The 13,420-nt window shown below is 65.0% G+C and carries 11 protein-coding genes and 1 tRNA gene; 7 read left to right on the forward strand and 5 right to left on the reverse strand.

Annotation, left to right across the window (positions count from 1 at the left end; genetic code table 11):
• The first annotated feature begins 5 nt into the window (after positions 1-5).
• The 3 genes from P9239_RS15635 (at position 6) to P9239_RS15645 (ending at position 3,650) form a co-directional block, all read left to right on the forward strand.
• The gene (locus P9239_RS15635; protein WP_309752415.1) at positions 6-1,589 is read left to right on the forward strand and encodes a sensor histidine kinase N-terminal domain-containing protein; all 1,584 of its coding nucleotides are present in this window, start codon (positions 6-8) and stop codon (positions 1,587-1,589) included.
• A gap of 229 nt (positions 1,590-1,818) precedes the next feature.
• On the forward strand, positions 1,819-3,477 hold the full coding sequence (locus tag P9239_RS15640; RefSeq protein WP_309752417.1) for an MFS transporter: 1,659 nt from the start codon (positions 1,819-1,821) through the stop codon (positions 3,475-3,477).
• A 96-nt stretch (positions 3,478-3,573) separates the two neighbouring features.
• A tRNA-Met gene (locus P9239_RS15645) sits at positions 3,574-3,650 on the forward strand.
• A gap of 978 nt (positions 3,651-4,628) precedes the next feature.
• Here P9239_RS15645 and P9239_RS15650 read toward each other — a convergent pair.
• Genes P9239_RS15650 through P9239_RS15660 form a run of 3 tightly spaced genes read right to left on the reverse strand, consistent with a single transcriptional unit; the run spans position 4,629 to position 6,539 of the window.
• The gene (locus P9239_RS15650; RefSeq protein WP_309752419.1) at positions 4,629-5,015 is read right to left on the reverse strand and encodes a hypothetical protein; all 387 of its coding nucleotides are present in this window, start codon (positions 5,013-5,015) and stop codon (positions 4,629-4,631) included.
• Positions 5,016-5,043: 28 nt separating this feature from the next.
• Positions 5,044-5,595: an outer membrane protein assembly factor BamE gene (gene bamE, locus P9239_RS15655; RefSeq protein WP_309752420.1), complete on the reverse strand. Its 552-nt coding sequence runs from the start codon at positions 5,593-5,595 to the stop codon at positions 5,044-5,046.
• A gap of 14 nt (positions 5,596-5,609) precedes the next feature.
• Entirely contained in the window at positions 5,610-6,539 is a 930-nt protein-coding gene (locus P9239_RS15660) for a peptidoglycan DD-metalloendopeptidase family protein (protein ID WP_309752423.1), read from the reverse strand.
• Positions 6,540-7,066: 527 nt separating this feature from the next.
• Here P9239_RS15660 and P9239_RS15665 point away from each other — a divergent pair.
• Positions 7,067-7,318: a GlsB/YeaQ/YmgE family stress response membrane protein gene (locus tag P9239_RS15665; protein WP_309754089.1), complete on the forward strand. Its 252-nt coding sequence runs from the start codon at positions 7,067-7,069 to the stop codon at positions 7,316-7,318.
• A gap of 75 nt (positions 7,319-7,393) precedes the next feature.
• Here the strand turns inward: P9239_RS15665 and P9239_RS15670 are convergent, their stop codons facing one another.
• Positions 7,394-8,053: a VTT domain-containing protein gene (locus tag P9239_RS15670; protein WP_309752426.1), complete on the reverse strand. Its 660-nt coding sequence runs from the start codon at positions 8,051-8,053 to the stop codon at positions 7,394-7,396.
• Positions 8,054-8,221: 168 nt separating this feature from the next.
• Between P9239_RS15670 and mutL the strand changes: the two genes are divergently transcribed.
• Together mutL and miaA are read left to right on the forward strand one after the other, a co-directional pair.
• The gene (gene mutL / locus P9239_RS15675) at positions 8,222-10,156 is read left to right on the forward strand and encodes a DNA mismatch repair endonuclease MutL (RefSeq protein ID WP_309752428.1); all 1,935 of its coding nucleotides are present in this window, start codon (positions 8,222-8,224) and stop codon (positions 10,154-10,156) included.
• Complete coding sequence (miaA, locus tag P9239_RS15680) at positions 10,153-11,109, forward strand: tRNA (adenosine(37)-N6)-dimethylallyltransferase MiaA (RefSeq protein WP_309752430.1); 957 nt, start codon at positions 10,153-10,155, stop codon at positions 11,107-11,109. Before mutL ends, miaA begins: the two co-directional genes overlap by 4 nt.
• Before the next feature lie 197 nt (positions 11,110-11,306).
• On the opposite strand, the gene purM is transcribed toward miaA, so the two are convergent.
• Positions 11,307-12,362, reverse strand: coding sequence for a phosphoribosylformylglycinamidine cyclo-ligase (gene purM / locus P9239_RS15685; RefSeq protein WP_309752431.1), 1,056 nt, complete (start codon positions 12,360-12,362; stop codon positions 11,307-11,309).
• 235 nt (positions 12,363-12,597) lie between these two features.
• Here purM and hda point away from each other — a divergent pair, with 235 nt between their 5' ends.
• On the forward strand, positions 12,598-13,413 hold the full coding sequence (hda, locus tag P9239_RS15690) for a DnaA regulatory inactivator Hda (RefSeq protein ID WP_309752434.1): 816 nt from the start codon (positions 12,598-12,600) through the stop codon (positions 13,411-13,413).
• The last annotated feature ends 7 nt before the right edge of the window (positions 13,414-13,420 follow it).

The following is a 13,420-nucleotide window of genomic DNA, read 5'->3' on the forward strand; positions in this document are numbered from 1 at the left end:
CGCGCATGGCCTCGCCGGTTTCCAGCGAACGCGCAGACGAGCCGGCGCGCACGCCTCATCCCGCCACCGCGGCCACCGCCGATTCGGACACGCTGCGCGACGCGCGCTATGCCAACCCGTTTGCGCCGCCCGACGAATTGGAACCGGACGGCGGGACACATCCGCGCTCGCTCTTCGGCGAGATTCTCGACTGGATGCTCGCGCCGCTTCTGCTGCTCTGGCCGATGAGCATCGCCGTGACCTATCTCGTCGCGAAATCCATCGCGAACGGGCCGTTCGACCGCGCGCTCGAAGCCGACGCCTACGTCATCGCGCGCCAGATTCAGCCGGTCAACGGCGTCGCGGAACTGCGCCTGCCCGATGCGACGCGCGATTTCCTGCGCGCCGACAACGTCGACAGCGTATTCTTTCAGGTGCTCGGCACGCGCGGCGAACTGGTCGGCGGCGACCGCGACATGCCCTTGCCGCACGAAGACGACCGGCCGCAGCCTGGCATCGTCGAGTTCCGGGACGACGTGCTGCGCGGCAACGACATTCGCGTCGCCTACACGACAGTGGACCTTCCCGGACTCGACGCCGGGAACGCGCAGCCGGTGCTCGTGCAGGTGGCCGAAACGCTCGACAAGCGCAGCCAGCTCGCCAACGACATCATCAAGGGCGTGATCCTGCCGCAGTTCGTGATTCTGCCGCTCGCCATCGTGCTCGTCTGGTTCGGGCTGTCGCGCGGGCTCGCGCCGCTGCATGCGCTGCAATCGAATATCCGCGCCCGCCGCCCCGACGACCTCTCGCCCCTCGAAGCCGGCCGCGCGCCGCCCGAAATCGCGCCGCTCGTCGCCTCGTTCAACGATCTGCTCACGCGGCTCGAACAGAACATGGAGTTCCAGAAGCGCTTTATCGCCGATGCCGCGCATCAGATGAAAACGCCGCTCGCCGGCCTGCGCATGCAGGCGGAACTGGCGCTTCGGCAGGACGTATCGAACGAAGTGCAGCGTTCGCTCGAACAAATCGCGACGAGTTCCGAGCACGCGGCGCGGCTCGTCACGCAACTGCTCGCGCTCGCTCGCGCCGAAAATCGCGCGAACGGGCAGATCTTCTCGCACGTCGAACTGACGGATCTCGCGCGCCTCGCCGTGCGCGACTGGGTGCAGGCGGCGCTTGCGAAGCGCATGGACATCGGCTACGAGGAGCCGCCGTTTCCGGTCGAAGTGGAAGGCAATGCGGTGATGCTGCGCGAGATGCTTTCGAATCTGATCGATAACGCCATCCGCTACACGCCGGCCGGCGGGCGCATCACCGTTCGCGTGCGGGCCGACGCAACGAATCTCGATCTCGTGCATCTCGAAGTGGAAGACACGGGCCTCGGCATTCCGCCGGCTGAACGGGAGCGCGTCGTGGAGCGGTTCTATCGAATTCTCGGCCGCGAAGGCGACGGAAGCGGCCTTGGCCTTGCCATCGTCAAGGAGATCGCGACGATTCACGGCGGCACGCTCGCCATCGAGGATCACGTCTTTCAGGACGCGCCGAGACTCGCCGGGACGCTGGTCCGCGTCAGCTTGCAGCGGGTTTATCCTGCCCGGGACAAACCCTGATCGCTTACTCGAGAGCGCGCCGATGAATCAGCGCGGTTCGCGCAGTTTGTTCGCCGATCTCAGCCGGATGTTGACAAGTTAGCCGAACTTCGTCGGTCCGCGCACACCAAGAGCCCGAATTGCCCGAGTCAGAACGCCGTAAGTTTTCGTTCCAATAATCCTTGCACCGGCGCCGCGCTCGCGGCCCGACGGAATCGGGAATCAGACGGAAAACCTAAGGAGACGATTCATGGCAACGGTCGAAGGGCGCATTTCCCACGCGCCGATGACGAACGAGGAGCGGAAGGTCATCTTCGCCTCGTCGCTCGGCACCGTGTTCGAGTGGTACGACTTTTATCTCGCGGGCTCGCTCGCCATCTACATCAGCAAGACGTTCTTCTCGGGCGTCAATCCGACAGCGGGCTTCATCTTCACCCTGCTCGGCTTCGCGGCGGGTTTCGCGGTGCGTCCGTTCGGCGCGATCGTGTTCGGGCGGCTCGGCGACATGGTCGGGCGCAAGTACACGTTTCTCGTGACCATCGTCATCATGGGTCTCTCGACGTTCCTGATCGGCTTTTTGCCCGGCTACGCGACCATCGGCATCGCCGCGCCGATCATCTTCATCGCGATGCGTCTCTTGCAGGGTCTCGCGCTCGGCGGCGAATACGGCGGCGCCGCGACCTACGTGGCCGAACACGCGCCCGCCAACAAGCGCGGCGCGTGGACCGCGTGGATTCAGACGACCGCGACGCTCGGTCTCTTCATCTCGTTGATCGTGATTCTGGCCGTGCGCACGGCGACCGGCGAAGAGCAGTTCGGCGCGTGGGCGTGGCGCGTGCCCTTCCTCGTGTCGATCCTGCTGCTCGCAGTGTCGGTCTGGATTCGCATGAAGCTGCACGAATCGCCGGTGTTCGAGCGGATCAAGTCCGAGGGCAAGACGTCGAAGGCGCCGCTCACGGAAGCGTTCGGCCAGTGGAAAAACCTGAAGATCGTGTTGCTCGCGCTCTTCGGGCTGACGGCGGGCCAGGCGGTCGTGTGGTACACGGGCCAGTTCTACTCACTCTTTTTCCTCACGCAGACGCTGAAGGTCGACGGCACCAGCGCGAACATCATGGTGGCGGTGGCGCTTCTGATCGGCACGCCGTTTTTCGTGTTCTTCGGTTCGCTCTCGGATCGCATCGGGCGCAAGCCGATCATCATGGCGGGTTGCCTGATCGCGGCGTTGACCTTCTTCCCGCTCTTCAAGGCGCTCGCACACTACACGAATCCGACGCTCGAGGCCGCGACGCAGAAGTCGCCGATCAGCGTGATCGCGAATCCGGACGAGTGCTCGTTCCAGTTCAATCCGGTGGGTACGTCGAAGTTCACTTCGTCGTGCGATATCGCGAAGAGCGCGCTGTCGAAGGCCGGCCTCAATTATGAGAATGTTGCCGCGCCCGCCGGCACGCTGGCGCAGATCAAGGTCGGCGAGACGGTGGTGAACACGTACGACGGCAAGGCCACCGACGCTAAGGCGCAAGGCGCGGCGTTCGACAAGACGCTCGCCGGCACGTTGAAGAGCGCGGGCTATCCGGCGAAGGCCGACCCGGCGCTCATCAACTGGCCGATGGCGATCGTGATCCTGACCATCCTCGTGATCTTCGTGACGATGGTCTACGGCCCGATCGCGGCGATGCTCGTCGAGATGTTCCCGGCGCGGATTCGCTATACGTCGATGTCGCTGCCGTATCACATCGGCAACGGCTGGTTCGGTGGCTTTCTGCCCGCGACGGCCTTCGCCATCGTGGCGGCGCGCGGCGATATCTACTCGGGGCTGTGGTATCCGGTGGTGATCGCGCTCGCGACGTTCGTGATCGGCATGTTGTTCGTGAAGGACACGCGCAAATCGAACGTGTACCACGAGGATTAATGGCGCGCGTTTCATCGGCCCCGCTGCCGTGTCACGAAAAACGCGCGGCAGGGGTTGACAGGCGTTTCATGCGCCGCCATAATCTCGGCTTCTTTCGGCGAATTAGCTCAGTTGGTTAGAGCGACGGAATCATAATCCGCAGGTCCGGGGTTCGAGTCCCTGATTCGCCACCAGCTTCAAGAAAAAGCCGCTGTTCCGCAAGGACAGCGGCTTTTTTGTTGCCTGCGTCCGTGCACGTGCAACCTCACTTCAGGGCTTCGATGCCGCTTCAGTGCGCGCCCGTGCCGGTTGCGTCTCTCGAACTTCTCCTTCCTTGACACGCCTTGAGTCTTCAATGCGACGATGCTTCGGAACGCCAATGCGTTCAACGTCTCGCACGCCTATTTCGTTCGTCCGCACCGGGTTTCCATCGCTAGCACTCACGTCGTCAAGACATTGCCGACAGCAAACGGCACGCGCCCTACCGGTCACCGCTTTTCGGGACGCTCTGCCAAAGTTGAAACCCCGGTAAGCGGATCATTGACCTGATGCTGCTGAAGTGCGCTTCATACTCGACGCGTTTCGCCGTGGCCACGGCTCGTCCGCACCGTTGACGACGCTGCGCCGGCACATGCTCTTCGTCGAGCAATCAGGTCCGCTCGGTCACGCTGGCGATCACACTCGCCTGCTTAAGCGCGGCCAAGTAAAGCTCACCGCCCGCGAAGCAGTTCCCGCCGCCGCTCGCCAGTCGACAATCGGCGACGCCGCGCACGGTCGACTATGCAAAGCCTCGCCCTGTCCTCGACTCGACGCCGCATGTCACGCGCGCAAGCGTGCGGTCACGGCGCGCGCAGACGGCGACGTTCGCCGCCACGAGCTCGCGCCCTATACCGGTTGATCTGGCACGAAATGTTATCGAACGTACATTCATACAATTCGCCAGACGCGATACTCTTCTTGCGCACGGGGGATGTTGCAGGGCGCAAGGAGAGACCACAAATGACGGGCGGCACTCGACCGAGCCGTGGGTAAAGAATGGGCGCTAGACGTTGAGCGCAGGTCTTTGCCAACGTCCCGGCGAGTAGCAGGCGAAGAAGTAGATAGCCATCCGCCCCGACAATCAAGTTAAAAGCCGGCAATCGCCGGCTTTTTCTTTTGTCGCGTGCGGCGGCTCACCTGTATCGCGCGAAGACCGTGCGCGCGCACTCGTCGCACCAGCGTCGTTGGGCCGAATCGGCGTTCGCTTTCCAGGTGTGGCCGAATGCGCATTGCCACGTGAGCGACGACGTCGCTGTCGCATCGCCCGACTGCAAGAGCGCGCCGCCACGCGCTTGCGCGATCATGCGCGCGCGATTCGTTTCCGCCTCGCGCCGCTGCGTCGCGCAGTTCATGCAGCGCACGTTTTGCGACGCGTCCAGTGCGTCGTCCCAGTGATGACCGCGCATGCATTCCCAGCGCGAGAAAACGTCGTCGTTCGCATCCGCTGATGCGCGCTCGCGGTACCGCGACGCCTCGTCCATCAATGCGCGCTGTCTCTTGCCCAGATATTTTTCGCTCATTGCCTCACCGCCTGAATCCTTCCCGCGTTCAATGCCGCCCGCCGCCCTCCGCCTCCGAACGCGATGTCGTCACCACGGTGCCGTCCGGGCCGAAGTGCGCATTGAACATGGCGTCGCGATTAACGCCGTCTTCGAGCCAATGCCAACTCCACACGCGTTCCTGCTTCAGGCGATATTCGGCCACCGTCGTCGGTTTGCCGAGCAGACGGCGCACTTCGTCCTGCGTCATGCCCGGCCGTACCTTCGCGATGTTCTCGGCGGTCAGCACCTGCGTGACCGAGACGAGCAGGCCATCGGAATCGAGATCGACCATGTACGTGTTCGTGCCTGCCGGCCCGCGCGGATATTCCAGGCGCTTGGAGCCGTCCGTGTAGGTGCGTTCGGTTTCCGGCTCGCCCATTTGTTTGCGGATCTGCGCCTCGTTCGTGACGCCCGGTTTGAGGTCTTTCAGCAGCAGCGCGTCCGGCTTCACCGAGTTGAAAAACGAGCTGAGCTTGTTCATCGCTTCTCCGCTCTGCTGCTGGTCGCAACCCGCAAGCAGCGAGGCCGCGACCAACGCGGCGCACACCATTCTGTTCATACGGCTCCCTCGCATCAACTGCCCGCGCCCAGCAGCGGCACCGGATCGACGGCGGCGCCCGCCTTCCTGATCTCGAAATGCAACACCGGCGATCCGCTCGGGCCGGTGCCCATGTCGGCGATGGTCGCGCCCTGCTTGACCGTATCGCCCTCGCGCACGAGCAGCTTGTCGTTGTACGCGTAGGCCGTCAGAAAGTCATTGCTATGCCGGACGATGATCATGCGCCCGTAAGACCGCAATCCGCTTCCCGCGTACACCACTTTGCCCGGCGCGGCCGCTTTCACGGGCTCGCCGACCTTCCCCGCGATGTCGATGCCCTTGCTGCCGCTCGCGCCGAAGCCGCGCACGATTTCGCCCTTTGCCGGCCATGCGAACGTGCCTTTTCCCGCCGACGCCGTGCTCGCCGGCGCTTCGCTGCTTCTGGCGGCGGGCTTCTCGGTAGCCTTCTCGGCGGATTTTTCGGCGGGCTTCTCGGCCGCCGGCTTGCCGGGCGTCGGCAGCAGCGGAGGTAGATTCTTTCCTGACGATACCGACGCCGCAGCCGACGCGGACGCACCCGGCGGCACGACGCGCAGCACCTGCCCGACGTTGACCTGTTTGCTCTCGGGAAGACTGTTCCATGCGGCCAGATCGGCCGGCTTTTGCTTGTACTGGCGCGAGATGCCGTAGAGCGTATCGCCCGGCTTCACGCGGTAGAAGCCCGCGTCGACGGGCGCGAGCGCCGTCGCAGCCGGCGCGGCTGCAACCGGCGCCGTGCTCACCGGCGCACTCACGATGACAGGCGGCGGCGCAATCGAATTGTCGACGATCGGCGCAGGCGTGCGCGGCGTCGACGTACATCCTGCGAGACCTGCCGTGACGGCCGCGGCGACCCCGAGACTCGCGATGACCGCCCGAGTGCGCGGTCCAATGACGACTGTGTGCTTCGACTCCAACTTTCCCATGCTCTTGTCTTGATCTATTGCAACGCTCTTTGATTTTCCGCCGCCAGCCGCCGCGCTAACACACGGTCAAGCCCACGCCGTACACCGAAGTACCGACACATCCGACGATACCGCAACCCGGCAACAGCACAAGCGCCAGTCCGCATATCGCGATGACCGCAAGCCGCGAGCCGCGCTGGCACAGACACAGGCGCAGGCGCATCGCCTGCCGTTCAGACGAACTTCCGACAGCATAAGACATTACAGAATCCAGATCCCCAGGTCAGCCGAGAAGACACTTTAGGTGAAACTCAGCGCGATCCTTTGGGATTCTAAATTTTTCACGATTCTGCTCGCCCGCTCCGCTCATGTCATCACGTGCCATACGTCTGCTGGCCAATCGGACAACGCCGCCGATAATCACAATCCTTGACAGTTTGCGCGCTTTTGCCACCGCACTTTCGGCTACATTCACGGCGCTCGAAAGCAGGAGCCTCCTGCAGTCCTGCACTTTCACCCTTTTCGCGGAGTACTAGCGCATGCAAATCTTGCATCATGGAATCATCGTCAGCCTGCTCATCGGCGGCATCGCGGGCTGGCTCGCCGGCCTCATCATGAACGGCACGGGCTTCGGCGTGTTCGTGGACATTCTCGTGGGCATCGTCGGCGGCGTGCTCGGCAACTGGCTCTTCGGCGTGCTCGGCATCTCGCTCGGCGGCGGTCTGCTCGGTTCGCTGCTGACGGCCGTGATCGGCGCGGTGGTGCTGCTTTTCATCATCCGCCTCTTCCGGCGCGCATAACGAGCGCATCGGCACGACGGGCCGCGCGTCTCCGTTCTAAGAAGCGCAGGCCCGTCCAACGTTCTTACTCCGCACTCACACCTTCGAGCCGCGACGGCTCATTTTCCACAGCGCGCCCAGCGCGATCGGCACGATGGCCGCTCCGATCCCGACCAGCACGATCACGTTCAGATACTGCCGGATGAACGGAATGTTGCCGAAGAAGTAGCCGAGCAGCACGAGAATCAGCACCCAAAAGGCCGCGCCCAGAATGTTGAAGAGCTGGAAACGCGTGGCGTTCATCGCGGACGCGCCCGCCACGAACGGCGCGAACGTGCGCACGACAGGCACGAAACGCGCGATCACGATCGTCTTGCCGCCGTGGCGCTCGTAGAAGTTATGCGTCTTTTGCAGCGCCGCGCGGTCGAGAAACCGCTCCAGCACCGGAATATTCGTGTCGAACACCTTGGGGCCGATGGCGCGCCCGATCCAGTAGTTCACCGTGTTTCCCGCGACGGCCGCGACCAGCAGCAGCACGATGAGCGCGCCGAGATCCATCTCGTGCGTGGCCGCGAACGCGCCGCCGATAAAGAGCAGCGAATCGCCCGGCAGGAACGGGAACACCACGAGTCCTGTTTCGCAGAATACGATGAGGAACAGCACGGCATACACCCATCCGCCGTACGCGTGGATGAAGTCACCGAGCGATTTGTCGATGTGCAGGATAAGTCCCAGAAAATGCAGCAGCGTGTCCAAAACCTTTCCTCGAAAAAGTGAGCCGGCAAGAAGCGCAGGGTCGCGCCATGATACCGAAGTGACCCGGCGCGTCGGTTAAAAAGCGCGCATCGAAACGCCATTTCGCAACGCATTGTCGGAACGATGCGCCCGCGCGAGCCGCCGGATGCGAATGGCTATAATTTCGCCATGGCCGATCTCAACGAACCTTCCGCCGGCGCTCCGACCGCCGCCGCCGCGCGCCGTTCGCGCGCCATCGCTCCGCTTCCCGACCAGCTCATCAGCCAGATTGCCGCCGGCGAAGTCGTCGAGCGGCCGGCGTCCGTGGTTAAGGAACTGCTCGAAAACGCGCTGGATGCCGGCGCGCGGAGCGTTCGCGTGACGCTCGACGAAGGCGGCGTGAAACGCATCGTGATTGCCGACGACGGCTGCGGCATGCCTCCCGACGAACTCCCGCTCGCGCTCATGCGGCACGCGACGAGCAAGATCCGCTCGCTCGCCGATCTCGAAGCTGTCGCCACGCTCGGTTTTCGCGGCGAAGCGATTGCCTCGATTGCATCGGTGGCGGAACTGTTCATCACGAGCCGCACGGAAGACTGCGCGCACGCCACACGCATCGACGCGCAAACGGGCGTCATCTCGCCGGCGGCAGGCACGGTCGGCACGACCATCGACGTGCGCGAGCTTTACTTCAACACGCCCGCGCGCCGAAAGTTCCTGAAAAGCGAGCAAACCGAGCTTGGCCATTGTCTGGAAGTGATTCGCCGCGTGGCGCTCGCGCGGCCGGACGTCGCCATTTCAGTGATGCACAACGGCAAGGCCGTCGAACACTGGAACGCGAGCGATCCGGCCACGCGCGTCGCGAAGATTCTCGGCGAGGTCTTCGAGACGTCGCATCTGCCGCTGGACGAACGCGCCGGGCCGCTCGCGGTGTACGGTTGCGCGGGCCTGCCGACCGCCAGCCGCGGACGCGCGGACCAGCAATACTTCTTCGTGAACGGCCGCTTCGTGCGCGACAAGCTGCTCACCCATGCGGTTCGCGCCGCGTATGAAGACGTGCTGCACGGCAACCGCTATCCGGCATACGTGCTGTTTCTCGACCTGCCGCCCGAATCGGTGGACGTGAACGTGCATCCGTCGAAAATCGAAGTGCGTTTTCGCGATTCCCGTTCGATTCATCAGTACGTGTTCCACGCCGTTCAGCGGGCGCTCGCGCGCCATGCGGGCGCGTCGCCGGAGACGACGTCGGGCGGGCACGCGGCGCAGCTCGAACCGAACGGGCCGGCCTCGTTCAGCGCGCGGCCTGTCGCGAGCGCCGGATCGTTAGCCAAGAACGAGAACGGCACGACGTGGATGCGCCAGTCGCGCATGATGCAAGGCACGCTGCCCGTCGCGCAGCCGCTCGCGCTCTACGATGCGTTGTTCGGGCGCAAGGACGCCGGCGCGACGGCGGCGTCCGACGAAGCGGCATCGCCCGCCGTCGCGTGGGCCAACGACAGCGCGCCCGCCTACGCCGCCGCGAGCCACGCACACGCCGACGAGCAGCCGCTCGGCTTCGCCGTCGGGCAGATTCACGGCATCTACGTGCTCGCGCAGAACGCGCGCGGGCTCGTCATCGTGGACATGCACGCCGCGCACGAACGCATTCTGTACGAGCAGTTCAAGCACGCGCTCGCGGACCGGTCCATCGCCGTGCAGCCGCTGCTTATTCCCGTCTCGATGACGGCGGACCCGGTCGAAATAGGCATCGTCGATGAAGAGCGCGAGACGCTCGACGCGCTCGGCTTCGACCTCGCGGTGCTCTCGCCGACGTCCATCGCGATTCGCGCGGTGCCCGCGCTGCTGAAGGACGCGGACCTCGCCGCGCTCGCCCGCGCCGTGCTCGCCGACCTGCACGCCTACGGCGGATCGCGCGTGCTCACCGAGCGCCAGCACGAACTGCTCGGCACGCTCGCGTGCCATCACGCGGTGCGCGCGAATCGGCGTCTCACGCTCGACGAGATGAACGCCCTCCTGCGTCAGATGGAAGCCACCGAACGCGCCGACCAATGCAATCACGGCCGCCCGACGTGGTATCAACTGACGCTCGCGGACCTCGACCGCCTTTTCATGCGCGGACAATGAGTAATTCTTTGCAGGTGGCCTGTCTGCTCGGGCCGACGGCGTCGGGCAAGACGGCGGCGGCGCTCGCGTTCGCGGCGGCCTCGGCGCGGCCTGTGGAAATCGTGAGCGTGGACTCGGCGCTGGTCTATCGCGAAATGGATATCGGCACTGCCAAGCCCAGCGTGGCCGAGCGCGCCGCCGCGCCGCATCATCTGATCGATATCATTGACCCGGCCGACTCGTATTCCGCCGCGCAGTTTCGCGCGGATGCGCTGCGGCTCGTCGGCGAGATCGTCGCGCGAGGGCACGTGCCGTTGCTGGTCGGCGGAACGATGCTGTACTACAAGGCGCTCACGCAGGGCCTCAACGACCTGCCGCCCGCCGATCCCGCGGTGCGCGCAACGCTCGACGCCGAGGCCGCGCGCGACGGCTGGCCGGCGCTGCACGCACGGCTCGCAGCGGTCGATCCGCAGACCGCGGCGCGCCTCGCTCCTAACGATTCGCAGCGCATCCAGCGCGCCCTCGAAATCTACCTGCTGACCGGCCAGCCGATGTCCGCGCTGCTCGCCGCGCCGCGCGTGTTGAAGCAGGAAGCGCCGTATCGCTTCGTGCCGATCGCGCTCGAACCGTCGGACCGCGCGGTGCTGCACGCGCGCATTGCGGCGCGCTTCGATGCGATGCTCGCGCACGGTTTCATCGACGAAGTGAAGCGGCTGCGGGCGCGCGGCGATCTGGACGTGTCGATGCCGTCGATGCGCTGCGTCGGCTATCGGCAAGCGTGGGAATATCTCGACGGCGCCACCGGCTACGAAGAGATGCGCGACAAGGGCATTTTCGCGACGCGGCAGTTGTGCAAGCGCCAGTTGACGTGGCTGCGCGCGATGCCGGAGCGCGTCGTGGTGGATTGCTGCGCGCCCGATGCGACGGAGCGCGCGGTCGAAGCGATAAAGAGGAACTGCGAAAGTCCCGAGTAGAGAGGCTGAAAGCTCGCGGGCCGGCGTAACGAACGCCTATCACGCACGCGGTCGCTCGATGTTGAGCATGCAATGCATCCGGCTATTAAGTCGACTGCCTTTGCGAGTCGAAACGCATACGCGGCCGGCGCGGCTTGAGAAGAAAAAAACCCTCGCGCAACGCGAGGGTTTCTGTCCCGGAAGGCGACTGGCGACGCTTAAATCACCACCGTCTGCGCCTCCCCTTCGCGGCTCTCGCGCACGACGCCGATCTTCCAGACCTGCTCGCCCGCCGCCGACAGCAGGCCCATTGCCGCATCCGCGTCCTCGGCGGCGACGATCACCGCCATGCCGATCCCGCAATTGAACACGCGATGCATTTCCGCATCCGCGACGCCGCCGTGCTTTTGCAGCCAAGCGAAAAGCGGCGGCAGCGGCCAAGCACGATGGTCCAGTTCGGCCGTCAAGCCCTCGCGCAGCACGCGCGGAATGTTCTCGACAAGCCCGCCGCCCGTGATGTGCGCCATGCCCTTGACTGCGATGCTCTGCATCGCGGAAAGCAGCGGCTTCACGTAGATGCGCGTGGGCGCCATCAGCGCGTCGGCGAGCGAGCGGCCGTCGAAATCGGCGTTGAGATCAGGATTCGCGCGCTCGATGATCTTGCGCACGAGCGAATAGCCGTTCGAGTGAATGCCGCTCGACGCCAGCCCGAGCACGACATCGCCCGGAGCGATGGTGCTGCCGTCGATAATCTTGCTCTTTTCCACCGCGCCGACCGCGAAGCCCGCGAGGTCGTACTCGCCGTCCGGGTACATGCCCGGCATTTCCGCCGTCTCGCCGCCGATCAGCGCGCAGCCCGCGAACTCGCAGCCCTGCGCGATGCCCTTCACCACGTCCGCGGCAGTGTCCACGTCGAGCTTGCCGCACGCGAAATAATCGAGGAAAAAGAGCGGTTCCGCGCCCTGCACGAGAATGTCGTTCACGCTCATCGCGACGAGATCCTGGCCGACCGTGTCGTGCCGGTTCAACTGAAACGCGAGGCGCAGCTTGGTGCCGACGCCGTCCGTCCCCGACACGAGCACCGGCTCCTTGTACTTCTTCGGCACTTCGAACAGCGCGCCGAATCCGCCGATGCCGCCCAGCACGCCGTCGCGCAAGGTTTTCTTGGCAAACGGCTTGATCCGGTCGACGAGCGCATCGCCCGCGTCGATGTCGACACCTGCATCGCGATACGACAAACCTTGGGCGTCCGGGGCGGATTTCGGTTGATTCATGGGGGGAGAGCGAGAAGGTCGGTAAAATGCGATTTTACCCGATGATGATCCGAGGACGGTCGCCCGGCAGCGTTTCCCGCCGCGCGGCAGCGCCTTTTCGAGACCGAGCGGCGCGACCGGCGAGACGAGCCTGCACGCCGCAGCGCTTGCCGCAGGCGGCCTCGCGCGCATCGGTGAGAAGACGCCACCTGTTTTCGAGAGAACGCAGCATCCAGCCCGACGACATCCATTCCCCGTGCAACGCCAACTGACGCTCGACCTGGGCACCCCGCCGCCCGCCACCTTCGACAATTTCTTCGCCGCCGGCAACCACGAACTGGTCACGCGGTTGCGCGAGCTCGAAGGCGCGCTCGCGGCCGGACCGGTCGCGGACCGCACGTTCTATGTCTGGGGCGAGCCCGGCAGCGGGCGCAGTCATCTGCTGCACGCGCTGGTCTACGAAGCCGGCAGCCGCGCGCGTTACCTGAGCCCGCAGAGCGCGTTGCACGCGTTCGGCTTCGATCCGCAAGTCGCGCTCTACGCCGTCGACGACTGCGACCGCCTTTCGCCCGCGCAGCAAATCGCGCTCTTCAATCTCTTCAACGAAGTGCGCGCGTATCCGGCGAGCGCGCTCGTCGCCACCGGCAACGCCGCGCCGATGACGCTCGCCGTGCGTGAAGACCTGCGCACGCGTCTGGGCTGGGGCCTCGTCTTCCATCTGCTGCCGCTTTCCGACGAAGCGAAGGTGTCCGTGCTCAAACACGCGGCACACGAGCGCGGCATCGTGCTCGCAGAGGACGTCCCTGCTTATCTGCTCACGCATTTTCGCCGTGACATGCCGAGCCTGATGGCGCTCTTCGACGATCTCGACCGCTTCTCGCTCGAACAGAAGCGCAGAGTCACGCGCGCGCTTTTGCGCTCGATGCTCTCGCAGACCGGGCGCGTGACGCCGCTCGTGGCCGTGACGCCGGATACGCCGCAGGACGCGGACGGCGACGAACGCGCCGCCCCGCTTGCCGGCGCGCCCGACGCCGACGCCGCACCGGACAACGTTCCTACCCGCTTCAAGTAGAATGCGC

Origin of the sequence: Caballeronia sp. LZ062, from assembly GCF_031450785.1 — a bacterium.
Lineage (GTDB): Bacteria > Pseudomonadota > Gammaproteobacteria > Burkholderiales > Burkholderiaceae > Caballeronia.

Coding starts and splice junctions, on each gene's coding strand:
- P9239_RS15635 (WP_309752415.1), top strand. CDS start 6: ATGGCCTCGCCGGTTTCCAGCGAACGCGCAGACGAGCCGGCGCGCACG.
- P9239_RS15640 (WP_309752417.1), top strand. CDS start 1,819: ATGGCAACGGTCGAAGGGCGCATTTCCCACGCGCCGATGACGAACGAG.
- P9239_RS15650 (WP_309752419.1), bottom strand. CDS start 5,015: ATGAGCGAAAAATATCTGGGCAAGAGACAGCGCGCATTGATGGACGAG.
- bamE (WP_309752420.1), bottom strand. CDS start 5,595: ATGAACAGAATGGTGTGCGCCGCGTTGGTCGCGGCCTCGCTGCTTGCG.
- P9239_RS15660 (WP_309752423.1), bottom strand. CDS start 6,539: ATGGGAAAGTTGGAGTCGAAGCACACAGTCGTCATTGGACCGCGCACT.
- mutL (WP_309752428.1), top strand. CDS start 8,222: ATGGCCGATCTCAACGAACCTTCCGCCGGCGCTCCGACCGCCGCCGCC.
- miaA (WP_309752430.1), top strand. CDS start 10,153: ATGAGTAATTCTTTGCAGGTGGCCTGTCTGCTCGGGCCGACGGCGTCG.
- purM (WP_309752431.1), bottom strand. CDS start 12,362: ATGAATCAACCGAAATCCGCCCCGGACGCCCAAGGTTTGTCGTATCGC.